The 23163-nt window shown below is 46.4% G+C and carries 22 protein-coding genes; 3 read left to right on the top strand and 19 right to left on the bottom strand.

Annotated elements, in window-relative coordinates; translation table 11 throughout:
* Positions 1-15: 15 nt before the first annotated feature.
* The 9 genes from bamA to rpsB form a co-directional block, all read right to left on the bottom strand.
* On the bottom strand, positions 16-2427 hold the full coding sequence (gene bamA / locus RH45_RS12055) for an outer membrane protein assembly factor BamA (protein WP_008077519.1): 2412 nt from the start codon (positions 2425-2427) through the stop codon (positions 16-18).
* A 38-nt stretch (positions 2428-2465) separates the two neighbouring features.
* Positions 2466-3824 carry a sigma E protease regulator RseP gene (gene rseP, locus RH45_RS12050; protein ID WP_008077518.1) on the bottom strand — a complete coding sequence of 453 codons (1359 nt, stop codon included), beginning with the start codon at positions 3822-3824 and terminating at the stop codon, positions 2466-2468.
* Positions 3821-5029 carry a 1-deoxy-D-xylulose-5-phosphate reductoisomerase gene (gene ispC, locus RH45_RS12045; RefSeq protein ID WP_008077515.1) on the bottom strand — a complete coding sequence of 403 codons (1209 nt, stop codon included), beginning with the start codon at positions 5027-5029 and terminating at the stop codon, positions 3821-3823. Before ispC ends, rseP begins: the two co-directional genes overlap by 4 nt.
* A gap of 40 nt (positions 5030-5069) precedes the next feature.
* Complete coding sequence (locus RH45_RS12040; RefSeq protein WP_008077513.1) at positions 5070-5912, bottom strand: phosphatidate cytidylyltransferase; 843 nt, start codon at positions 5910-5912, stop codon at positions 5070-5072.
* Between the two features lie 11 nt (positions 5913-5923).
* On the bottom strand, positions 5924-6679 hold the full coding sequence (locus RH45_RS12035) for an isoprenyl transferase (protein WP_008077511.1): 756 nt from the start codon (positions 6677-6679) through the stop codon (positions 5924-5926).
* A gap of 98 nt (positions 6680-6777) precedes the next feature.
* The gene (gene frr / locus RH45_RS12030; RefSeq protein ID WP_008077509.1) at positions 6778-7335 is read right to left on the bottom strand and encodes a ribosome recycling factor; all 558 of its coding nucleotides are present in this window, start codon (positions 7333-7335) and stop codon (positions 6778-6780) included.
* A gap of 96 nt (positions 7336-7431) precedes the next feature.
* Positions 7432-8163 (bottom strand): UMP kinase, encoded by a 732-nt coding sequence (pyrH, locus tag RH45_RS12025; RefSeq protein ID WP_008077505.1) that lies wholly within the window; start codon positions 8161-8163, stop codon positions 7432-7434.
* Between the two features lie 151 nt (positions 8164-8314).
* The gene (gene tsf, locus RH45_RS12020; protein ID WP_008077503.1) at positions 8315-9157 is read right to left on the bottom strand and encodes a translation elongation factor Ts; all 843 of its coding nucleotides are present in this window, start codon (positions 9155-9157) and stop codon (positions 8315-8317) included.
* 131 nt (positions 9158-9288) lie between these two features.
* Positions 9289-10017 carry a 30S ribosomal protein S2 gene (gene rpsB / locus RH45_RS12015; protein ID WP_008077501.1) on the bottom strand — a complete coding sequence of 243 codons (729 nt, stop codon included), beginning with the start codon at positions 10015-10017 and terminating at the stop codon, positions 9289-9291.
* A gap of 373 nt (positions 10018-10390) precedes the next feature.
* Here rpsB and map point away from each other — a divergent pair, with 373 nt between their 5' ends.
* From map to RH45_RS12000, 3 genes are all read left to right on the top strand, one after another.
* Positions 10391-11269 (top strand): type I methionyl aminopeptidase, encoded by an 879-nt coding sequence (gene map / locus RH45_RS12010; RefSeq protein ID WP_008077498.1) that lies wholly within the window; start codon positions 10391-10393, stop codon positions 11267-11269.
* A 100-nt stretch (positions 11270-11369) separates the two neighbouring features.
* Positions 11370-13991 carry a bifunctional uridylyltransferase/uridylyl-removing protein GlnD gene (gene glnD / locus RH45_RS12005; RefSeq protein ID WP_008077496.1) on the top strand — a complete coding sequence of 874 codons (2622 nt, stop codon included), beginning with the start codon at positions 11370-11372 and terminating at the stop codon, positions 13989-13991.
* 114 nt (positions 13992-14105) lie between these two features.
* Positions 14106-14489, top strand: coding sequence for a DUF3461 family protein (locus RH45_RS12000; protein WP_008077494.1), 384 nt, complete (start codon positions 14106-14108; stop codon positions 14487-14489).
* Positions 14490-14569: 80 nt separating this feature from the next.
* Here the strand turns inward: RH45_RS12000 and pgpA are convergent, their stop codons facing one another.
* The 10 genes from pgpA to proB form a co-directional block, all read right to left on the bottom strand.
* Positions 14570-15076: a phosphatidylglycerophosphatase A gene (pgpA, locus tag RH45_RS11995; protein ID WP_008077492.1), complete on the bottom strand. Its 507-nt coding sequence runs from the start codon at positions 15074-15076 to the stop codon at positions 14570-14572.
* 9 nt (positions 15077-15085) lie between these two features.
* Positions 15086-16051: a thiamine-phosphate kinase gene (thiL, locus tag RH45_RS11990; protein WP_008077491.1), complete on the bottom strand. Its 966-nt coding sequence runs from the start codon at positions 16049-16051 to the stop codon at positions 15086-15088.
* A gap of 87 nt (positions 16052-16138) precedes the next feature.
* Complete coding sequence (gene nusB, locus RH45_RS11985) at positions 16139-16606, bottom strand: transcription antitermination factor NusB (RefSeq protein WP_005473507.1); 468 nt, start codon at positions 16604-16606, stop codon at positions 16139-16141.
* Entirely contained in the window at positions 16606-17076 is a 471-nt protein-coding gene (gene ribH, locus RH45_RS11980; RefSeq protein WP_004415274.1) for a 6,7-dimethyl-8-ribityllumazine synthase, read from the bottom strand. Before ribH ends, nusB begins: the two co-directional genes overlap by 1 nt.
* A 174-nt stretch (positions 17077-17250) precedes the next feature.
* On the bottom strand, positions 17251-18360 hold the full coding sequence (gene ribBA, locus RH45_RS11975) for a bifunctional 3,4-dihydroxy-2-butanone-4-phosphate synthase/GTP cyclohydrolase II (RefSeq protein WP_008077481.1): 1110 nt from the start codon (positions 18358-18360) through the stop codon (positions 17251-17253).
* Positions 18361-18418: 58 nt separating this feature from the next.
* On the bottom strand, positions 18419-19072 hold the full coding sequence (locus RH45_RS11970; protein WP_008077479.1) for a riboflavin synthase: 654 nt from the start codon (positions 19070-19072) through the stop codon (positions 18419-18421).
* A 2-nt stretch (positions 19073-19074) separates the two neighbouring features.
* Positions 19075-20181, bottom strand: a complete 1107-nt coding sequence (ribD, locus tag RH45_RS11965; RefSeq protein ID WP_008077477.1) for a bifunctional diaminohydroxyphosphoribosylaminopyrimidine deaminase/5-amino-6-(5-phosphoribosylamino)uracil reductase RibD — start codon at positions 20179-20181, stop codon at positions 19075-19077.
* A gap of 12 nt (positions 20182-20193) precedes the next feature.
* Positions 20194-20643, bottom strand: coding sequence for a transcriptional regulator NrdR (gene nrdR / locus RH45_RS11960; RefSeq protein ID WP_008077476.1), 450 nt, complete (start codon positions 20641-20643; stop codon positions 20194-20196).
* Positions 20644-20747: 104 nt separating this feature from the next.
* The gene (locus RH45_RS11955; protein ID WP_008077475.1) at positions 20748-21998 is read right to left on the bottom strand and encodes a glutamate-5-semialdehyde dehydrogenase; all 1251 of its coding nucleotides are present in this window, start codon (positions 21996-21998) and stop codon (positions 20748-20750) included.
* 11 nt (positions 21999-22009) lie between these two features.
* Positions 22010-23143 carry a glutamate 5-kinase gene (gene proB, locus RH45_RS11950; RefSeq protein WP_008077474.1) on the bottom strand — a complete coding sequence of 378 codons (1134 nt, stop codon included), beginning with the start codon at positions 23141-23143 and terminating at the stop codon, positions 22010-22012.
* Positions 23144-23163: the final 20 nt, after the last annotated feature.

The raw sequence follows: 23163 nt of genomic DNA, 5'->3' as shown, positions 1-23163 counted from the left end.
TATTTTCCTTTGAACTTAGAAGGTTCTGCCGATTGTGAAAGTGAAGAATTCTTCGTCATCACCTTCATAGATTTCAATTGGTTTCGCAACTGAGAATACCAGTGGTCCCATAGGAGACATCCACTGCAGTGCGACACCATACGATGCACGGTAGTTGGTTGGATCCGAGTAATCCATGTAGTAACGCTGATCTGCATAAGCTGAATCGTAATCAAACTCAGTGTCCCACACACTCGCCGCATCTAGGAACATACTGGTTCGAATTTGACTGCGCACTTCATCTGATGCAAACGGCGTAGGAACAATCAGCTCTAAACTTGCAAGCGCTACCGCATTACCACCTACAGAGTCATCCGTCGCGTTAACACACGAAGAGCCGCTACAGATTGATGGATTGCTGTTCACGGTATAAACCGCTTTTGGACCCGCTGTATTCGATCTAAAGCCACGAAGCGTTGTAAAACCACCTGCGTAATAGTTTTCGTAGAATGGGAACAAGTTATCGTTGCCATCCGTTTGACCGTAACCATTGCCGTAACCTAAACGACCACGCATCAAGAGTGTGAACTCATGCTTCTTGGTCAACGGAATGTACTGGCGAACATCGTATTGCACTTTAAAGTACTGAGCATCTGAACTTGGTACTGTTGCTTTAGCAAATGCACGCTGGTAGTTACCCGCTGTCGGGAAATAACCACGGTTTAGATTGTTACGAGTCCACGAAGCATTCAAGTCGAAGTCGTTGGTAACGATGTCGCCATCCGCTTGGTCAATACTTTGCGCAAACAACTGAGCTTGATCGTAAGTTGGTACGTTACCGATCTTGTTATGGGTATAGCCAACACCGAACTCAAAACGGTTCAATTCATCAAATGGGAAACCCCACGTTAAGCTCGTACCGTAACTTTCGTTGGTATAGTCAACGATACCAGCTTCAGATGCTTCAAACTGGTTGTAGAAAATCTTGCCACCTAAACTCACACCGTCTAAGTTCCAGTACGGATCACGGTAGTCTAAGCTTACGTTTTTCTGGTAATCGTTCATCATGGCACTAATACCAACACGATTACCTGAACCCAAGAAGTTGTCTTGCTGGAGACCGACTTGGAAACTTACCCCTGATTCGGTGCCATAACCGATACCAAAGTTGACGCTACCTGAGTTAGCCTCTTTGACGCTGTAAACCAAATCGACTTGGTCTTCACTACCAGGTACTCGAACTGTCTGAACATCTACTGTTTCAAAGAAACCTAATCGATTTAGACGGCTCTTACCGGTATCGATCGCTTTAGAGTTCAACCAGCTGCCTTCCATCTGACGCATTTCGCGACGTAAGACTTCGTCTTTGGTTGAGTTGTTGCCGACAAAACGGATATCACGAACATAGATACGCTTGCCCGCTTCAATATTCACGACTAACGAGACTTCTTTAGTCTCATCGTCAAACTCAGAAATGGTACGTACCTGAGGATAAGCGTAACCCGCTTCACCTAACTGACGTTTGACACTTTCTTCTAAGCTTGTGACCGCAGAACCATTGTAGAGTTCACCCATTTCGAACGAGACGAGTTTCTCTAACTCCTGCTCGCTAGGAACAAGATCACCTCGGAATTTGACATCTTTAACCGTGTAAGGTTCGCCTTCATCCAAGCCTAATGTAATGTAGACACCTTTTTTGTCAGGAGAAATTGAAACTTGTGTCGAGTCTACTTTAAATTTCAGATAACCACGGTCTAGGTAGTAAGACTTCAGGGCTTCAATATCCCCTGCTAGTACTTGTTTCTGATATTTATCATCGGATAAGAAGTTCCACCAAGCGACATCCACGTTAAGTTCAAAACGACTCAATAGGTCGTCATCACTAAAAACTTCATTACCAATGAAATTAATCTGTTGGATTTTCGCCGAGACGCCTTCAGAGAAGACAAACTTTAGGTCCGCACGATTACGCGGTAGTGGCGTAACAACGGCTTTTACATTGGCGTTGTATTTACCAACGCTGTAGTAAAAATCTTCAAGGCCTTTTTCAATATTCGCCAGTGTCGTGCGATCTAGGGCTTCACCAACACGAATACCTGACGCTTCTAGGTTCTGCTGAAGTTGCTCTTCTTTGATCGCCTTATTACCAGAGAATGAAACACTGGAGATAGTTGGTCGCTCTTTGACTTGTACAACCAGTACATTGTCTTGGCGTAAAACTTTAATATCTTCAAAGTTACCAGACGCATACAGAGCGCGAATGATCTGTGAGATATCTTGGTTATCAATGCTGTCGCCAATACGAACTGGCATTTTTAGTAGAGCTGCACCTAGGGTGACGCGTTGCAGCCCTTCTACTTGAATATCTTGGACAACAAAGTCCTCAGCACCATTTGCACTTACGCTTGTTGCGAGTAGCGTGGCAAGTAGAATCTTTTTCATCGCCATATTTGTTTTAGTTATTCCTTACTACAACCTTTGCCCAGTTATAGACGAGCAAAATCATTGAAAATTGCCACTGCCATAAGAGAGAAGATAATTGCTCCGCCAATACGGAATCCCATTTCCTGAATTTTCTCAGGCACTGGACGTCTTATCACAGCCTCAATAGCAAAAAACAATAGGTGTCCGCCATCCAACATAGGTAACGGCACAAGGTTAATGATTCCTAAGTTCACGCTAATTAACGCTAAGAAGCCAAGGAAATAAACTAAGCCATAATCGGCTGTCGTTCCCGCCCCTTTCGCAATCGAAATTGGACCACTTAGGTTATTAAGTCCTACATCGCCAACAATCAGTTTTTTTAGCATGCTGATTGTCAACTCAATTACTTGTCCGGTTTTTTCTACCGCTTTACCGACTGATTCAATTACACCAAATTGCAAATCGAAGCGATAACTTTCCGGCCATTCTGCGACCTCAGGAGCGATTCCAGCAAACCCCACCTCTCCTTTGCCTTTCATGTCACGACTGTCAGGAGTTATGGTGAGCGCCAATAATTTTCCATCACGCTCAACTTCAAGGGGCAGTGAAGCGTTCGGGTGCTGTTGAATCGCTTCGACTACCTGCTGCCATTCGGAAATCGGCTGACCATCAATCGTCTGCAACACATCACCTGGTTGCAAGCCTGCACGCTCACCAGCACCACCTTCTGAGATAGTCACCAACTTAGTTGAAATCTCAGGCGTAAATGGAACAAATCCAAGCGCTGACATAGCAGACTGCTTTTCTGGATCAAAGTTCCATTCAGTCAAGTCGAATGACAGTGTTTGTTCAACCCCCACACCATCAGAGGGAACCACTGTCATGGTTAAGCGAGCATCACCGATATGAGAAATCAATCCCATGTTCACCGATTCCCAATCTGCGGTTTGGACGCCTGAAACCGATTTAAGTTCCATTCCTTGCTCTAAACCTGCCTCTGCAGCAATAGAATACGGTGTCACTTGTCCGACAACGGGTTTGACAGCTGGTACGCCAATCATGAACACAAACCAGTACGCAACAATAGCAAACAGGAAGTTAAAGACAGGTCCAGCAGCAACGATAGCGCTGCGTTTCCACAGAGGTTTCTTATCAAACGCAAACTCTTGGTCTTGTTCAGATACTTCGTCAACGCGGCCGTCAAGCATTTTGACATAGCCACCAAGCGGGATCATCGACACACTGTATTCAGTGCCATCTTTACCTACCTTGCTCCAGATAGCCTTACCAAAACCAATAGAAAACTTTTCAACACGGACACCGCAACGGCGAGCAACCCAAAAGTGACCATACTCGTGGACAGCAACCAATATTCCTAATGCAACGATAAAGGAAACGAAGTTCCACAAAATACCTGTCATAGCTTACGCTCACTAATCCATTTTTCGGCTAATTCTCTCGCCATTCTATCTAGCTCAAGAATGCTTTCCAAGTCACTGCAGTGCGACTGACTGGTTTGACGGCAGACTTTATCTAATACAGCTTGGTTAACCTGCGCTATATCGGTGAATGACAGGCCATTTTTCAAGAACGCGGCTACTGCTATTTCATTCGCAGCATTCAGCGCGGTTGTCGCATGTTGACCTTCATAACAAGCATCAATCGCCAGCTTCAGACATGGGTAACGTTGATAGTCTGGATCGAGGAAAGTGAGCTCTCCCACCTTGGTAAAGTCAAGAGGTGCAACACCAGCCGCAACACGTTCAGGATAAGATAATGTCAGCGCAATCGGCGTTGCCATATCCGGTTCGCCCATTTGAGCAAGCACAGAGCCATCGCGATACTGAACCATAGAGTGAATCACCGATTGTGGATGAATCAATACTTTTAGCTGCTCTCGCGACGTATTAAACAACCATTTTGCCTCAATGTACTCTAGACCTTTGTTCATCATGGTTGCAGAGTCTACCGAGATTTTAGGCCCCATTGACCAGTTAGGGTGAGCAATAGCCTGCTCCGGAGTCACTGAACTCAGTGTCTCGATATCGCTGTAGCGGAAAGGACCACCCGATCCCGTCAGCAAGATATGTGAAATACCATGCTGTTCTAAATCACAACGCCCTAGGTTGGTTTGAATATCACTTGGTAAACATTGAAAAATTGCGTTGTGCTCACTGTCGACGGGCATCAACTCCGCACCGTATTTGTTCACCGCATCGATAAACAACTGACCAGACATGACTAAAGCTTCTTTGTTCGCCAGCAGTACGCGTTTACCCGCTTTAACAGCAGCCATGGTTGGCAGTAAACCTGCCGCGCCCACAATGGCTGCCATTACGGTGTCAACGTCATCCATCGAAGACACCTGACACATAGCGTCTACACCCGCAAGTACTTCAGTGGTCAGTTTCAACTCAGCCAGCTGTAGCTTCAGGCGCTTCGCGGCTTCGTCTGACGCCATTACCGCATACTTCGGTTGCCACTTAACGCACAGCTCGCGCATTTTGGCAACGTTAGTGCCCGCGGCAAGAGCAACCACCGAGAACTGGTTTGGGTTTTGTTCGATAACTTTGAATGTGCTAGCGCCAATTGAGCCTGTAGCACCGAGAATTGTAAGCTTACGCATAACAGAAACCGATTAGTGAATCAGGCAAGCCGAAGCTTGCCTAAAAGATGAAGTAAAGAAATGCGAAGACTGGAAATGCCGCGGTCAAACTATCAATACGATCGAGGACGCCACCATGACCAGGAATAATGTTACTGCTGTCTTTGATGCCAGAGACGCGTTTGAACATACTCTCAACAAGATCGCCCAATACTGAAATAACAACGGTGACTAGGGTAATCGCAATCATTACCAACGGACTCGTAAACTCGATTTCAAACCAAGTTGCCGCTCCCCACCCCACTAAAATAGCAGTAATGATGCCACCAATCAGGCCTTCGATAGTTTTATTGGGGCTGACATGAGGAGCCATCTTACGTTTACCCATACTCTTACCCGCGAAATAAGCGCCGCTGTCTGCAGCCCAAACGATAAAGCACACGTATAAGACCAATTTAGCACCATGATAAGCGTCTGCTTCGATACCTTCGGCACGGAGCAGCAATACGCTCCAAAAGAAAGGCAACAGAGTCAAGATACCAAAAGCGTGGCGAAGCACCGTTGAGTTCTGCCACAGCGCTGAGGATTTAGGATAGGTAATCGCAAGCGTACTAGAAATAACCCACCACACGCAGCCTGCTGCCAGCATAAGATAATGTGGCTGAGCGACTTGATTTAAACTATCAGCATCAAACGGGATCACCACTAAGCTCAAGCCACTCACCAACACCGCTGGGATCAGCGCCGTCCAGCGCGATTTTGGTTCAACAAATTGAGTCCACTCCCAATAGCCAATCATCATGACAGCGGCAATTGCGATCGTAAACAGCGGTAACGACAGCTCGAAAATCCCTAAGATCACCAATGGAGCAAGGATGAGTGCGGTTATTATTCTTTGTTTCAAACTTGAATCCTTTATTCGCTTTCCATCAATGCCTTGATTTGTTCACCGGTACAACCGAATCTTCTTTCTCGATTAACAAACCAAGTCACTGCTTCAACTAAGCTATTTTCATCAAACTCCGGCCAGTAGATAGGCGTAAAGTACATTTCCGCATACGCCATTTGCCAGAGCATGAAGTTACTGATTCGACACTCACCACTGGTGCGAATCATCAAGTCAACTTCAGGTAAATCAGACATCGTTAAGTGCTGAGTAATCATATCCTCAGTGATGTCATCGGCTTGTAACTCTCCCTGGGCTACCTTAGCTGCGAGCGCTTTCGTCGCCTGCATAATGTCCCACTTACCACCATAGTTTGCCGCAATGTTGACAACCATGCCGCTATTACCTGCGGTTAACTCCTCTGCCTGAGCAATTTTTTTGCGCAGCCTGTCATTAAAACGGGAGGTATCACCTATTACACGTAGACGTAAGTTATTCTTGTGCAACTTTTTAATTTCGGTTGAAAGCACTGTAATAAACAGCTCCATCAACACTCCCACCTCTTCTTCAGGTCGACGCCAGTTCTCGCTGCTAAATGCAAATAAGGTGATCGCCTTGATGCCTAGTTTAGCGGAAGTCGATATCGCTTTACGAACGGCTGCAACGCCATTTTTATGACCAAAAACACGGGGTTTACCCTGCGCTTTCGCCCAGCGGCCATTGCCATCCATGATAATTGCGATATGTTGAGGAAGAACGTCTGGAGAGAGTTGTGAATTTTGCATATAAGAAATTGATAGGTAATCAGCAAAGGTCAGAGAGTAGCATAAAAAAACGCTGTGCTGCGAGCACAGCGCTCTCTAAGATGTAAGAAAAGAAAGAATTAGACTTCCATCAACTCTTTTTCTTTTGCTGCTAGCACTTCATCAACTTGCTTAACCGCTGCATCCGTTAGCTTCTGAATCTCATCTTGACCTTTACGATCTTCATCTTCTGAGATTTCTTTGTCTTTTAGTAGTGCTTTAAGCTCGCCATTTGCATCGCGACGGATATTACGGATAGCAACGCGACCACCTTCAGCTTCGCCACGAACAATCTTAACTAGGTCTTTACGACGCTCTTCCGTTAGCGGTGGTAGTGGAACGCGAATGATCGTACCCGCTGACATAGGGTTTAGACCTAGGTCAGACATCATGATCGCTTTCTCAACTTTAGGCGTTAGCTCTTTGTCAAATACTGTGATTGCCAGAGTACGTGCATCTTCAGCAACAACGTTTGCTACTTGGTTAAGAGGCGTTGGTGCACCATAGTACTCAACGTTAATACCAGAAAGTAGGCTTGGGTGCGCACGGCCAGTACGTACTTTAGAAAGGTTATTTTTTAGCGCTTCAACGCTTTTATCCATGCGCTCTTTAGCGTCTTGTTTGATTTCGTTAATCACAATATCACCTTAATGTGTAAATCTTTCTCGAAGAAAGCCTGAGCGGGGTCTTCAAAAGGCAATACCGTAGCACATAAAGTGCTACGGTGATTGAAACTACTCTGCGTTGCTGATTAGCGTGCCTTCTGCTTCGCCCATAACCACGCGACGTAGTGCGCCTGGTTTATTCATATTGAATACGCGGATTGGCATGTTATGGTCACGAGCCAGTGTGAATGCAGCCAAATCCATTACTTTCAGTTCTTTTTCAAGAACTGCGTTGTAAGAAAGCTTATCATACAGTTCTGCGTCTGGGTTTGCTACTGGGTCAGCCGTAAATACACCATCAACTTTTGTCGCTTTTAGAACTACGTCCGCTTCGATCTCAATACCACGTAGACATGCTGCCGAATCCGTTGTAAAGAACGGGTTACCAGTACCTGCAGAGAAGATGACCACACGGCCTTGACGGAGTTCGCGAATTGCATCCGCCCAGTTGTAGTCGTCACACACGCCTTTCAACGGAATTGCTGACATAACACGAGCATTAACATAAGCACGGTGTAGAGCATCACGCATTGCTAGGCCATTCATTACCGTTGCAAGCATACCCATGTGGTCACCGACAACACGGTTCATGCCAGCTTCAGCAAGGCCTGCACCTCGGAATAAGTTACCACCACCGATAACCACACCAACTTGCACGCCAAGCTCAACCAACTCTTTCACTTCTTGCGCCATACGATCCAAGATCGCAGGGTCAATACCGAAACCTTCTTCACCTTGAAGAGCTTCACCACTCAGTTTTAACAGAATACGTTGATACGCTGGTTTAGGATTCGTTGTCATGGAGTTTACCTTCCAAAAGAGAGTTGTTGATTAACAGTCATGGATAAAGATTTAAAACAATCTGCATCCATCACGGCTAAACGTTTAACCGATGGTCATAAAAAGACCGTAGCCTTGGCTACGGTCTAAACTTTGTACGCGTCTCTAAGGATTAACCTTTTTGAGCTGCTGCTACTTCTTCAGCGAAGCTCATTTCTTGAGCTTTCTCGATACCTTCACCTACTTCTAGGCGAACGAATGTAGTTACAGAAGCACCTTTTTCTTTCAGCATTTCGCCTACAGATTTCTTAGGCTCCATGATGAACGCTTGACCAGTTAGAGAGATCTCGCCAGTGAATTTCTTCATGCGGCCAACAACCATCTTCTCTGCGATTTCAGCTGGCTTGCCTTCGTTCATAGCGATTTCAACTTGAACTTCTTTCTCTTTAGCCACTACGTCAGCTGGTACGTCTTCTGGGTTAACGTACTCTGGCTTAGAAGCTGCAACGTGCATTGCAACGTGCTTAAGAGTTTCAGCATCGCCTTCACCAGCAACAACTACACCGATTTTCTCACCGTGACGGTAAGAAGACAGTGCTGCACCTTCAACGTATTGTACGCGACGGATGTTGATGTTCTCACCGATCTTAGCAACTAGAGCAATACGCTCTTCTTCGAATTTAGCTACTAGCTCTTCAACAGAAGCTTTAGATGCTACAGCGTCAGCTGCAACTTTCTCTGCGAATGCAGTGAAGTTACCATCTTTAGCAACGAAGTCTGTTTGACAGTTAACTTCAAGAAGAGCAGCAACGCCGTTTTCTTCTTTGATGATGATTGCGCCTTCAGCAGCAACGTTACCTGCTTTCTTAGCAGCTTTAGCAGCGCCAGATTTACGCATGTTTTCGATTGCTAGTTCGATGTCGCCGTTAGTTTCAACAAGCGCTTTCTTACATTCCATCATGCCTGCGCCAGTACGTTCGCGCAGTTCTTTAACTAGAGCAGCAGTAACAGCCATTCTCTATTCCTCAGTTGATTCTGGATTTGGTAAAAAACAGGGGCCTACATTTTCGGCCCCTGCTGATAACTATAACTCAGTTTATGCGACAACTAGGTTGCACATAGTCTAAGTGTGACTCGGAGCCGCTATTATTCAGCTTCTACGAAACCGTCTTTTTCAGCAGCTACAGCTACATCTTTGTTACGGCCTTCAGATACTGAAGTCGCCGCAGCGTTTAGGTATAGTTGTACTGCGCGGATCGCGTCGTCGTTACCTGGGATGATGTAGTCAACGCCGTCTGGGTTAGAGTTAGTATCTACTACAGCGTAAACTGGAATACCTAGGTTGTTTGCTTCTTTAATCGCAATGTGCTCGTGATCAGCGTCGATTACGAATAGCGCGTCAGGTAGACCGCCCATGTCTTTGATACCACCAAGAGACTTCTCTAGCTTCTCCATTTCACGAGTGCGCATTAGAGCTTCTTTCTTAGTTAGTTTGTCAAAAGTACCGTCTTGAGACTGAGCTTCAAGATCTTTTAGACGCTTGATAGACTGACGAACTGTTTTGTAGTTAGTCAGCATACCGCCCAACCAGCGGTTGTTTACGTAGAACTGGTTGCTTGCGATTGCAGCTTCTTTAACAGCTTCAGATGCAGCGCGCTTAGTACCTACGAATAGAACTTTACCTTTCTTCTCGCCAACTTTAGCTAGTTCAGCTAGAGCTTCGTTGAACATTGGTACAGTTTTTTCTAGGTTGATGATATGAACCTTGTTACGAGCGCCAAAGATGAACGGCTTCATTTTTGGGTTCCAGTAACGAGTCTGGTGACCGAAGTGAACACCAGCTTTTAGCATATCGCGCATTGATACAGTTGCCATTTTAAAATCCTCTATGGGGTTAGGCCTCCACATTCCCCATAACTCCGACTAGGCTTCTGCCCAGCACCCCGGAATATGTGTCGGAATGTGTGTGATTTAAAGATAAAAGTTTATATGGAACTGACCAGCTTCGCCGCTTATTAAAAAGTGGAGAGAACTGACCACATTTCCGGCGCGCTTTATACCATATTTTTGCCTACACTGGCTAGTAAAAAAACCATAATGGCTGAGTATAAGAATTGTCCTATTGGCGGAGAGCTACGTACAACCCTTATAACTGAAGGGAATTGTGAGGAATACACATTCTCATCTCTTCCTGATAGAATGCGCCCATTCGCACCTTTGGTGCTAGCGATGTAAATAGAGAAAGCCGATGTCAATCAAGATTAAAACAGCTGAAGAAATCGAACGTATGCGCATAGCGGGCGCGTTGGCCGCTGAAATCCTAGAGATGATTGAACCCCATATTAAAGAAGGGGTAACGACAGATGAACTTAACCAAATCTGTCACGATTACGGGATTGAGAAAGGTGCTTATTCAGCTCCACTTGATTACCACGGATTCCCTAAGTCGATCTGTACTTCAATTAACCATATCGTCTGTCACGGCATCCCAGCGTCTGAAGATCAGATTGGCAGCAACGGGCAACTAAAACCAGCGGTACTCAAAAACGGCGACATCATTAACGTTGACATCACGGTTATCGTTCCTAACGAGGAAGGCGTAGACCTTAGCGTGCGTCCACAGGGTTACCACGGTGATACTTCAAAAATGTTCTTTGTTGGTGATGTTTCGCCTGCAGACAAACGCCTGTGCATGGTGACACAAGAAGCCTTGTACGTGGGTATGCGTAAAGTTAAGCCAGGTGCAACAGTTGGTGACATCGGTACAGCGATTGAAAAATACATCAAAGACAACAACAAAAAGAACCCACGCAACAAGTTCTCGATCGTAAAAGACTTCTGCGGCCATGGTATCGGCAACGAGTTCCATGAAGAACCGCAAATCGTTCACTACAAAAATAACGATCGCCGCGTACTAAAAGAAGGCATGTGCTTCACAATCGAGCCAATGATCAATGCTGGAAAGTTCGGTGTTACCGTCGACGCTGAAGATGATTGGACGGTGTACACTGGTGACAGCAAGAAATCAGCTCAGTATGAGCACACTATTTTGGTCACTAAGACTGGCTGTGAGGTACTAACACTGCGCAGCGATGACACCATACCTCGTATGATGAACAACGCCTAACCTCCTCTTAAATATCCCCGCTTCTGCGGGGATATTTTTTTATCCACACCATTTTGATAGATTAGGTCTTAATTAGGACTAATTTGCATGGACTCGCTGTATGCCCTTTCAATCTCCATTGACCTTTGATGATGAACAAATCACCATCGCTGAGCTCAAAAGCCAACTAGAAACGTTCGCCGACCACCAAAAAAGTGAATTCTTAAATCACCACCCCGTCACTGACTTAGTGCTTGGCCGTGCGGAATACATCGATCTGTTACTCAACCGCCTGTGGCTACACTACGGATTTGCCGATTTACCGAACATCAGCCTCGTCGCAGTAGGCGGTTATGGCCGCGGTGAGCTTCACCCATTATCGGACATCGATATTCTTGTTATCTCACGCAAAACACTGCCTGAAGCATTAGCAGGCAAAGTCAGTGAGTTCATTACGCTGCTATGGGATCTCCGTCTGGAAGTCGGTCATGCTGTGCGCAGTGTCGAAGAGTGCGCAACAATCGGTAAAGAAGATTTGACCGTCGCGACAAACTTGCAGGAAGCGCGTTTGTTATGTGGCTGCGAAGATACTTTCTATCAGCTAAAAATGGTGATTCACTCAGAGTCTTTCTGGCCCAGTGAAGTCTTCTACAAAGCGAAGATTCAAGAGCAGAAGGCACGTCATGCACGCTATCACGATACTACCTATAACCTTGAGCCAGACATCAAATCGACACCGGGAGGCTTACGCGATATTCACACTCTGAGTTGGATTGCCCGACGTCACTTTGGTGCAACCTCGTTACTCGAAATGAGCCGTTATGGCTTTCTAACCGATGCGGAGTATCGTGAACTGGTTGAGTGCCAAGATTTCCTCTGGCGTGTTCGCTTCGCCCTGCATATTGAGTTGAAACGTTATGATAATCGACTGACGTTTGCCCATCAGGCCCAGGTTGCCGAAAGTCTTGGTTTCTCTGGTGAAGGCAACCGCGGTGTGGAAATGATGATGAAAGAGTTCTACCGAACTCTGCGTCGTGTCGCTGAACTCAACAAGATGCTACTCAAGCTGTTTGATCAAGCGATTTTGGATAACGGTATCGAAGCAGAGCCTGAAATCCTCAGTGAAGACTTTTTACGTCGTGGTCCGCTTATCGAGGCGAGGAAGCCAGCCCTATTTCAGGCTCGCCCAGAAACCATACTCGATATGTTTTTGCACATTGCTAACGACTCAACTATTGAAGGCGTGGCGCCGCCCACCATGCGCCAGTTGCGCACTGCTCGCCGTCGATTGAACAAGTTTCTCCATACCATACCTGAAGCCAGAGAAAAGTTTCTCGAACTGTGCCGTCACCCGAACGCGCTGCACAAAGCATTTGGCCTTATGCATAAGTTAGGAGTCTTGGCCGCCTACCTGCCCCAATGGAGCCAAATTGTTGGCCAAATGCAGTTCGACTTGTTCCACGTGTACACCGTTGACGAACACAGCATCCGCTTATTGAAACATATCAATACTTTCAGCTATGCCAAGAATCATGACAAACACCCTATCTGTTGCGAAGTCTATCCAAGGATTCAAAAGAAAGAGCTGTTGATCATTGCGGCAATTTTCCACGATATCGGCAAAGGACGCGGAGGTGATCACTCAGTGATCGGTGAAGGAGAAGCTTACGAGTTTTGTATTGAGCACGGCTTATCCAAACCAGAGGCGAAACTGGTCGCTTGGTTGGTTCGTCATCACTTACTCATGTCTGTGACCGCTCAGCGGCGTGACATCTACGATCCCGATGTGATTACCGAGTTCGCGAAACAAGTTCGAGATGAAGAGTACCTAGAATACTTGGTTTGCTTAACGGTCGCTGATATCTGTGCAACCAATCCAGAGCTGTGGAACAGTTGGAAACGAACTTTGCTAGCAGAGCTGTTCTATTCTACCCAAAGAGCCCTGCGTCGCGGTTTAGAAAACCCAGTCGATGTACGAGAAAGGATACGCCATAACCAACATCTCGCCTCAGCTCTGCTGCGTAAAGAAGGCTTTACTGCCCGCGAGATTGAAGTCCTTTGGCAACGATTTAAAGCCGATTACTTTTTACGCCACACCCACAAACAGATTGCTTGGCACTGCATGAACTTACTGCGCCATGAAGATCACACCAAACCTCTGATCCTCATTTCCAAAAAAGCCACCCGTGGTGGGACAGAGGTGTTTGTCTACAGCAAAGACCAACACGCCCTGTTTGCTTCTGTTGTTGCAGAGCTCGATCGCCGCAACTTTAACGTTCATGATGCACAAGTTATGACGAGTAAAGACGGCTATGTACTTGATACCTTCATGGTTCTCGACCAGCATGGTGAAGTGATCGATGAAAGCAGACATAAAGCGGTCATCAAGCACTTGGCACACGTGCTTGAAGATGGTCGGCCAACCAAAATCAAGACGCGCCGAGTTCCACGTAACTTACAGCACTTTACGGTTAAGACTAAGATTGACTTCTTGCCGACTAAAAGTAAGAAGCGCACCTTAATGGAGTTTGTTGCACTGGATACTCCGGGGCTTCTTGCGACTGTCGGTGCCACCTTTGCCGACCTAGGAATTCACCTGCATGCAGCAAAGATCACCACGATAGGAGAGCGCGCAGAGGATTTATTTATCATTACCAGTGAAAATGGTGGAAAATTAACCGAAACTGAAGAACAGCAACTGAGAGAGCTATTAGTGACTAATGTTGCAGAATTAGCACCTTAAGCGATCTTGACCACAAGTTGATACACTGCTCGAAAAATCAACTATCTACAACGTGAATAGGCTGCTACATTAACAAGTGATCAGTTAATAAAACACACTTAAAAGAGGTAGCCTATGTTTCCACACCTCACTGGTTTAGGTATTCATGATCCTAAACAGATTGAGCGCTATTCACTCCGTCAAGAAGCGCACAAGGATGTGTTAAAAATCTATTTTCGTAAGCAAAAAGGAGAGCTGTTTGCGAAGAGTGTTAAGTTCAAATACCCACGTCAGGTAAAAAACGTCCTCGTTGATAGTGGCAGCCATCAATACAAAGAGGTCACAGAAATTAACCGCAACTTGACCTTAGTGATTGATGAACTGAACAAAATCACTAAACCAGAGCAACCTGCTGAGTTAGATGTAAAAGAAAAGATTTTGTCTGATCTACGCCATTTAGAAAAAGTCGTATCGAGCAAAATTGCAGAAATCGAAGCAGATTTAGACAAGCTGAAATAGGCTGAAGAACTTGAAAGGGTTGGTGATTATCACCAACCCTTTTCTATCGTTGGCGTTTACTGGCTTAGTGTACTACACGCCTAAACCAACCAGCCTGCATATTTACCAACCAAATAAAGCGCCACTCCAGCCATCACACCCGCTACAATATCGTCGAGCATAATCCCAAGGCCACCGTGCACACGTTTATCTAACCAGCCAATTGGCCATGGTTTAACCATGTCAAAAAAACGGAACAACACGAAACCGGCCAACAGCCACTTCCAATCCGTCGCGGAGAGATTGAATAAAGGCACCACCAGCATAGTGATCCACAAGCCAGCAAATTCATCCCAAACAATAGAGCCATGGTCATGAACGCCCATATCATCTGAGGTAATTTGGCAGATCTTGACACCAATGACACACGAGCAAATCACCGCAATAACATACAGTGGCAGCGGTAGTTGAACCAGCAGCAAATAAAAAGGAATCGCAGCCAAGGTCCCCATAGTTCCTGGAACAATCGGAGATAGACCACTTCCAAAACCAGTCGCCAGTAGGTGCCAAGGATTTTTTAAAGAAATAAGGGAAAGAGGGTTCGTCATGATTTGCTCTTACTTAAAATGGTCGTAGCCACTGAGTGACCAATCGATAGGTTTGCCGTTATTGTGCAGCTCAAATACACCTTGAGGACGAATTTGACCAATACAGGTTATCTTGGCCCCGCAATGTGCCAATGCACTGTCTATAGAGCCTTTATTTTGCTCAGGGACGGTAAAGCAAAGCTCATACTCTTCACCACTGGTTAAAGCGTATTGCAGCGCCAATTCGGCGTCGCCAGTAAACTGAGTAAGCTCAGGAGACACGGGTAAGCTGCCCACATCAATACTTGCTCCAACGGCTGAGCGCTGCAAAATGTGTTTGATGTCGGAGATCAAACCATCAGATAAATCAATGGCTGAGCTTGCTAACCCTAGCAGCGCTTGGCCTACTAGCACTCGAGGAGTAGTAAGGTAATGGCGCTTTTCCAGCTCACTGGCGAAAGGTTTACTGCCCTGCTCAGGGTGAAGAATAACGTCAAGTCCAGCTTTACTGTCGCCTAAGTTTCCCGTGACATACAGCCAATCCCCGACTTGAGCTCCATCGCGACGTAACGCCTTTGCGGGATCGACTAACCCTTGCACAGTTAGTGTTAAGCTCAGAGGTCCTTTGGTCGTATCACCACCAATAAGCTGAATGCCAAAATAATCCGCTAACTGAAAAAAGGCCTCACAGAAAGGCGCAAGCCAAGCTTCATCTGCTTCAGGCATCGTCAAGGCAAATGAAACCCAAGCTGGCGTTGCCCCCATCGCAGCAAGATCGCTGATATTAGAAGCCAAGGCTTTGTGCGCAACCAATGCAGGATCAGCGCTTGGCAAAAAGTGAGTGCCTGAAACTAGGGTGTCAGTACTGATTGCGACAGACAGCCCTTGCGGTACTGTCACTAATGCACAGTCATCACCGGCAGCCAATAGCACATCACTGCGCGACATTTGACGCCCAACAAAATACTTTTCGATTAAATTAAATTCACCCGACATAAGTTCTAATTCGTTTATTGATTGCGGCTAGTATTGAGCAAATAAAAAAGGTCAGCAAGTGCTGACCTTTTGATATTCGAAATTCGATTACTTCTTACGAACGTGTGGTGCTGCTTTATCAAGCACACCATTAACGAATTTGTGGCTCTCTTCAGCGGCGAACACTTTTGCAAGCTCAATCGCTTCGTTGATTACCACTTTGTAAGGCACATCTTCACGGCGTGTCATTTCGTACATCGCAAGACGAAGAAGCGCAAGCTCCATCATATCGAGATCTTGCATTGGACGCGCTGTATATGGACGAATCTTACTATCTAGCTCTGTGTGACTTAGCACAACACCTGTTAGTAGGTCACGGAAGTATGCAACATCTGTATCAGGAGTAGAAAGTGCAGGCTCAGAGGCATGATGTTCTTCTTCATCATACTTACCACCTGACAAAAACTGCTCCTCAATCGTAGCAACATTTTCTTTAGTAATTTGCCAAGAGTAGATTGCTTGTAAAGCAAATCGACGTGCATTACGACGTGCGGCTGGTTTCACACTGGCCCCCATTAGGAATCAATTTCAGAAAGAACGTTAATCATCTCAAGTGCGCTTAGTGCAGCCTCTGCACCTTTATTACCAGCCTTGGTTCCTGCGCGCTCAATTGCTTGGTCAATTGTATCAACCGTCAATACGCCGAATGCTACTGGAAGGCTGTATTCCAGAGAAACTTGCGCAAGACCTTTGTTACATTCACTACAAACATAGTCAAAGTGTGGAGTGCCGCCACGAATAACCGTACCTAAAGATACGATAGCATCGAACTTACCTGTCTTAGCGACGCGTTGAGCAACAAGAGGGAGTTCAACTGCACCTGGGCAGCGAACAACGGTAATGTTGTCTTCGCTAACTTGGCCATGACGTTTTAAAGTATCGATTGCACCAGACAATAGACTTTCGTTAATAAAACTGTTGAAACGAGAAATAACGATAGCAATTTTTGCGTTTGGCGCTGGGAAGCCACCCTCGATCACTTTCATAAGCCTTCCTTTAACTATGTTCATCAAGTGAGAATCGCCGGATTCTAGCACAATTCTGTGAGCAATATCTAATGGAAATTTAGCATTACTCACCCACTTCACAACAGATTGAAAACAAAGAGGGCAAATACTTCTCAGTATTTGCCCTCTGCTCGGAATCAGCCTAGTGAGCGACTACTCACAAACATATTCCACGACATTCAGACCAAAGCCACCTAAGGCGTGATACTTCTTCTCCGCCGACGACAGTAAGCGCATATCATGGACACCAAGATCTTGCAGTATTTGAGAGCCAACCCCCACACGACGCGATGTACCTTGCTTCTTGGCAAGTGTTGGCGCTTCGCCTTTGTCTTGCGCTTCAAACATCTTCACTCTGTGAATCAGAAGATCGCTCGACTCTTCATTGCCTAATACGACCAGAACGCCACCATCTTGTCCGATGCGCTTCATTGCCGCATCAAGCGTCCAGCTCCGCTCTGCATTGCGGTCACTGTGCAAAAGGTCAGTAAACGTATCTTGTAAGTGAACGCGTACTAACGGCGCCTCGCCATTCAACTCGCCTTTGCATAAGGCATAGTGAATCTGGTTATCAATCGTGTCACGGTAAGTCACAAGGTCAAATTCACCAAATTCTGTCGGCAGTTTGCACTTAGCAACTCTTTCGATAGTGGTTTCCGTGTTATTGCGATACTCAATCAAATCGGCAATGGTGCCAAGTTTAATGTCGTGTTTTTCAGCGAAAATTTCCAGATCTGGTCGACGCGCCATTGTGCCGTCATCATTAAGAATTTCAACAATTACGCCAGCAGGCTCACAACCTGCCAGGCGAGCTAAGTCACAGCCAGCTTCAGTATGACCTGCTCGAGTTAACACTCCACCTTCTTGCGCCGCCAGTGGGAAGATATGTCCCGGCTGGACAAGATCGGCGGCTTTGGCTTCTTTCGCTACTGCCGCCTGCACTGTGCGTGCACGGTCTGCCGCTGAAATGCCCGTTGTCACGCCCTCTGCTGCCTCAATAGACACGGTAAAATTCGTGGTGTATTGAGCATTATTATCTTGAACCATAGGCGGTAAGCCTAAACGCTCGCAGCGTTCTTTGGTCATGGTCAGGCAGATCAAACCGCGGCCATGCATAGCCATAAAGTTAATAGCTTCTGGAGTGACATGCTCCGCAGCCATGATCAAGTCACCTTCATTCTCACGATCTTCGTCGTCCATAAGGATAACCATTTTTCCAAGGCGGATATCATCGATAATTTCTTGTGGCGTACTAATTGGCATCTTTGCGTTCCTATTTCGGCTTCTAGCGGCTAAATACTGAGTATGATGAGAGTGTTAGCTAAGCAAATCCATTCTGTTGTAAGAATTCCATCGTAATGCTTGATTGAGGCTGCTCATCTCGCTGGCTGGTCAATAATCTTTCCATGTAACGTGCCAGAACATCGACCTCGAGATTCACTTTGCGTCCCACATGAAAGTCAGCAATCGTCGTTTCTTCCCCAGTATGAGGCACAATCGTCAGCTTAAAAGCATTTTTACGTAATGCATTGACGGTTAGACTAATACCATCAACGGTTATCGAGCCTTTCTCTGCCACGTACTTAGCAATCTCTTCAGGCATGGAGACCCAAAACTCGATGGCACGGCCGACCATATTACGTTCAACGATTTCACCAACACCATCGACATGGCCGGAAACAATATGCCCGCCGAAACGAGTGGTTGGTAACATGGCCTTTTCAAGGTTCACTTTGTCACCCGCTTGATACGCTGAAAAGCCCGTTTTTTGTAGTGTCTCGAGTGATAGGTCAGCGGTATAACTTGTCGCACTGTAATCAACAACCGTTAGGCATACGCCATTAGTCGCGATACTGTCACCTAACTTGACGTCGGCCATATCCAGCTTGCCCACCTCTACCGTGACACTGATGTCTTCGCCTTTTGGCGTAATAGCAGTCAAGGTTCCGACTGCTTCAACTATACCTGTAAACATGATTAACGTTCTTTATTTGCAATGCTGGCGACGATGCGAATATCTTTGCCAACTTGTCTTACATCTTTAATATTGAGATCAATAACATCCGTCATTGACTCTAATCCTAGTGCACCGAGTAAGCCTCGGCTATCGCTGCCCATGAGTTTAGGGGCGAAATAGAGAATCAGCTCATCGACAAGCTGCTCTCGAATGAGGCTACTAGCCAACGTTGCCCCTGCTTCGACCCAAACATGATTGATATTGTGCTGCTGGGCAAGGCAAGCCAAAGTTGCTTCAAGGTCTATCTGCTGTTGCTCGTTCAATGACATAGCAACCTCGCCATGCTCTGAGACCACCAAGCGCTCTCCGGGAGAGTGAAATAGTTTCAGGTCGGGCGTGAGCTTATTTTGCCTGTCCAAAATCACTCGAGTAGGCTGCCTTAAGTCTGTTTGAGAATATCGTTGTTGGATAGATTCTGGTAACTCAGACCAACGCACATTCAAAGACGCGTTGTCTTCAATGACCGTTTTGCTGGTAGACAGAATAGCACCGCTGCGTGCACGCCATTGCTGGACATCTTGACGAGCTTGAGGCGAGGTAATCCATTGACTTTGACCATTAGCCAGTGCAGTTTGCCCATCTAGGCTGGCCGCCATTTTTAACTGCACATACGGTAACCCAGTTTTCATCCGCTTAATAAAGCCAGGGTTGAGCGCTAATGCTTCTTGCTCTAGCAAGCCAACCTCGACTTCAATACCCGCATCACGCAGCATTTTAATGCCTCGTCCTGCAACTTGGGGATTGGGATCTTGTGAGGCGCAAATAACTTTAGCGACCTTAGCTTTGATCAAACCTTCTGCGCATGGTGGTGTACGGCCGTAATGAGAGCAAGGCTCTAGAGTGACATACGCTGTTGCGCCAACAGACTGCTCTCCAGCCATACGCAGCGCATGCACTTCAGCATGTGGCTCTCCGGCACGATAGTGAAAGCCTTCACCGACAACCTCTTCGTTGCGTGTAATGACACAGCCAACATTGGGGTTAGGCGCAGTCGTGTAAACGCCGCCTTTTGCCAAATCAATGGCACGAGACATCATCTGGAAATCTATCGAGGAAAACTGCGCCATGAGTCGACCCTACTAGTCTTCAAGTCTGGCAATTTCTTCACCAAACTCTCGAATATCTTCAAAACTACGGTATACAGACGCAAAGCGAATGTATGCGACTTTATCCAGCTCTTTTAATTGGTCCATCACTAGATTACCAATCATTTCACTCGGAACTTCTCGTTCCCCCGTGGCACGCAGTTGAGATTTAATCCAACTGATTGATACGTCAACAGCATCAGCGCTCACTGGTCGCTTCTCTAGCGCCCGCTGTAAACCACCGACCATTTTGTCTTCGTTAAATGGTTCTCGATTGCCATTCGACTTAATCACTCTTGGCATCACCAACTCGGCGGTTTCAAACGTAGTAAAACGCTCGCTACAAGCCAGACATTGTCGACGACGTCGAACCTGATGGCCATCCGCGACTAAACGCGAGTCGATCACTTTTGTATCGTTCTCTGAGCAAAAAGGACAATGCATATCACCTCCATATAAGTGCAAGCTAGTGTAGCGGATTTCCTGATTTGAAGAAAAGCAAAAGGGGCCAGTTAGCCCCTTTTTCAATCAATCTTTAAAGTATTTTGTTAACTACGCGGCAAGTAATTTGCTTTACCGACCCATTTGTAGCTGGTTAGCTCTTCTAACCCCATTGGTCCGCGAGCGTGAAGTTTCTGAGTTGAAACCGCAACTTCAGCCCCGAGTCCAAACTGCGCACCGTCAGTAAATCGAGTCGAAGCGTTCACGTATACTGCTGCCGAACCGACAGAATTGATGAACACTTCAGCGTTCTCTAGGCTATTGGTCATGATCGCATCAGAGTGGCTCGCGTTGTGAATTCGCATATGGTCAATCGCTTCTTTCACATCCGTAACCACTTTTACTCCCAATGTGAAGCTTAACCATTCGGTATCAAAATCGCCGTCTCCCGCATCACGCAGTTGTTGTGCGTTTGACAACAGCGCCTTTGCTTTTGGTTCAGCCACAAGTGCAACCTTGTCAGCAAAGCGCTCTGCTAACATAGGTAAAAACTCCGCCGCGACTTGTTGGTGTACAAGGAGTGTATCCAGTGAGTTACAGGCTGACGGGCGCTGTACTTTCGAGTTTTCGACCACGTTGAGCGACTTCTCAAGATTTGCACTTTCATCCACGAATATGTGGCTGATGCCAAAGCCACCAATGATGACAGGAATCGTGCTATTTTCTTTACACATCTTGTGCAAACCCGCGCCGCCACGAGGAATGATCATGTCGACATACTCATCCAGCTTCAGCAGCTGAGAGACAAGCTCACGATCAGGCTTTTCGATGTATTGTACCGACGCTGCTGGCAAACCCGCTTTTGCGAGTGCCGACTGAATCACTTTCACTAACTCCATGTTAGAGAAGAACGTTTCTTTACCACCACGTAAAATGCTGGCATTACCCGTTTTCAAACACAGAGCAGCAATATCAATGGTGACATTTGGACGCGCTTCGTAAATGACGCCAACCACACCAAGCGGTACGCGACGTCGAGACAGAGACATACCATTTTCTAGCACTTTACTGTCTAGTTCACTGCCAACAGGATCATTTAAGCTAATCACATTACGAACGTCGTTCGCGATACCAGTTAAACGCTCTGGGTTTAATAACAAACGGTCAAGAAGCGCCTCGGTAAGGCCCGCTTCGCGTCCTTTTTCGATGTCTTTAGCATTCGCAGCAAGAATGACGTCCGCGTTTGCTTCTAATTCGTCAGCAATGATAGCCAGCGCTTTATTTTTCTGCGCCGTTGACGCAGTTGCCAGTTGGAAAGCCGCTTCTTTAGCCGCTTTACCCATAGAAATCAGTTCCACAATACAATTCCTTATTCTTGGATTACGACCATATCGTCACGGTGAATCACTTCATTCCCGTAGTCATAACCTAATATTCCAATGATATCTTTACTGTGTTTACCGACAATTTTTGCCATGTCTAAGCTTGAGTAGCTAGCAATACCGCGCGCAACAACTTTGCCTTGAGAGTTGGTCACGCGAACGACGTCGCCGCGAGCAAACTCACCGGTAACCTCAGTTAACCCTTTCGCCAGCAAGCTGCTACCTTTCTCAATCACTGCGTTCACGGCACCATCGTCGATAATGATGTCACCCGATGTCGCAGGACCAGCTAGAATCCAACGTTTGCGGTTTTCTAACGCCTCTTCACAGGGTAGGAAACGCGTACCTTGTGGCGCGTTACCTAACGAATCAAAAACGACATTTGGCGCGCTACCTGCGGCAATGATGACTTCAATCCCCGCACGACGGGCAATATCTGCAGCCTGGAGCTTGGTCGCCATTCCGCCAGTGCCCAAAGTAGTACCGCTACCACCAGCAATCTTACGCAGTGTGTCATCAATGGTTTTAACTTCTTTGATCAACTCCGCATTTGGGTCTTTACGTGGGTCTGCGGTAAACAGGCCTTTTTGATCCGTGAGCAAGAGTAACTTATCTGCGCCACACAAAATCCCAACCAACGCGGACAAATTGTCATTGTCGCCCACCTTTATCTCACTGGTGGCGACCGCATCATTTTCATTAACCACCGGAATGATGTCATTTTCAACAAGAGCATTGATGGTATCGCGTGCATTCAAGAAGCGTTCGCGATCTTCCAAATCAGCGCGAGTCAGTAACATTTGGCCGATCTTCATGCCATAAATCGCAAACAAAGATTCCCAAGTTTGGATAAGTTGACTTTGGCCAACCGCAGCCAACAATTGCTTGCTGGCCATAGAGTTGGGCAATGCGGGGTAACCTAGGTGCTCTCGACCAGCTGCAATTGCGCCAGACGAAACCATAACCACAGAGTGGCCTTGCTTTTTAAGCTCTGCACATTGACGGACTAGCTCAACCATATGAGCACGATCTAATGCGAGCGTTCCACCAGTCAATACGCTGGTACCTAGTTTCACAACAACAGTTTTTGCCTGCTGCGTTTTTCCGCTTTCTTGATTCATTGCCTTTCTACTATGAAATA

The organism is Vibrio sinaloensis DSM 21326 (genome assembly GCF_000189275.1).
Taxonomy (GTDB): domain Bacteria; phylum Pseudomonadota; class Gammaproteobacteria; order Enterobacterales; family Vibrionaceae; genus Vibrio; species Vibrio sinaloensis.
This window is presented reverse-complemented; position numbering and strand designations above follow the sequence as displayed.

Coding starts and splice junctions, on each gene's coding strand:
- bamA (WP_008077519.1), bottom strand. CDS start 2,427: ATGGCGATGAAAAAGATTCTACTTGCCACGCTACTCGCAACAAGCGTA.
- rseP (WP_008077518.1), bottom strand. CDS start 3,824: ATGACAGGTATTTTGTGGAACTTCGTTTCCTTTATCGTTGCATTAGGA.
- ispC (WP_008077515.1), bottom strand. CDS start 5,029: ATGCGTAAGCTTACAATTCTCGGTGCTACAGGCTCAATTGGCGCTAGC.
- RH45_RS12035 (WP_008077511.1), bottom strand. CDS start 6,679: ATGCAAAATTCACAACTCTCTCCAGACGTTCTTCCTCAACATATCGCA.
- pyrH (WP_008077505.1), bottom strand. CDS start 8,163: ATGACAACGAATCCTAAACCAGCGTATCAACGTATTCTGTTAAAACTG.
- tsf (WP_008077503.1), bottom strand. CDS start 9,157: ATGGCTGTTACTGCTGCTCTAGTTAAAGAACTGCGCGAACGTACTGGC.
- rpsB (WP_008077501.1), bottom strand. CDS start 10,017: ATGGCAACTGTATCAATGCGCGATATGCTAAAAGCTGGTGTTCACTTC.
- map (WP_008077498.1), top strand. CDS start 10,391: ATGTCAATCAAGATTAAAACAGCTGAAGAAATCGAACGTATGCGCATA.
- glnD (WP_008077496.1), top strand. CDS start 11,370: ATGCCCTTTCAATCTCCATTGACCTTTGATGATGAACAAATCACCATC.
- RH45_RS12000 (WP_008077494.1), top strand. CDS start 14,106: ATGTTTCCACACCTCACTGGTTTAGGTATTCATGATCCTAAACAGATT.
- pgpA (WP_008077492.1), bottom strand. CDS start 15,076: ATGACGAACCCTCTTTCCCTTATTTCTTTAAAAAATCCTTGGCACCTA.
- thiL (WP_008077491.1), bottom strand. CDS start 16,051: ATGTCGGGTGAATTTAATTTAATCGAAAAGTATTTTGTTGGGCGTCAA.
- nusB (WP_005473507.1), bottom strand. CDS start 16,606: ATGGGGGCCAGTGTGAAACCAGCCGCACGTCGTAATGCACGTCGATTT.
- ribH (WP_004415274.1), bottom strand. CDS start 17,076: ATGAAAGTGATCGAGGGTGGCTTCCCAGCGCCAAACGCAAAAATTGCT.
- ribBA (WP_008077481.1), bottom strand. CDS start 18,360: ATGCCAATTAGTACGCCACAAGAAATTATCGATGATATCCGCCTTGGA.
- RH45_RS11970 (WP_008077479.1), bottom strand. CDS start 19,072: ATGTTTACAGGTATAGTTGAAGCAGTCGGAACCTTGACTGCTATTACG.
- ribD (WP_008077477.1), bottom strand. CDS start 20,181: ATGGCGCAGTTTTCCTCGATAGATTTCCAGATGATGTCTCGTGCCATT.
- nrdR (WP_008077476.1), bottom strand. CDS start 20,643: ATGCATTGTCCTTTTTGCTCAGAGAACGATACAAAAGTGATCGACTCG.
- proB (WP_008077474.1), bottom strand. CDS start 23,143: ATGAATCAAGAAAGCGGAAAAACGCAGCAGGCAAAAACTGTTGTTGTG.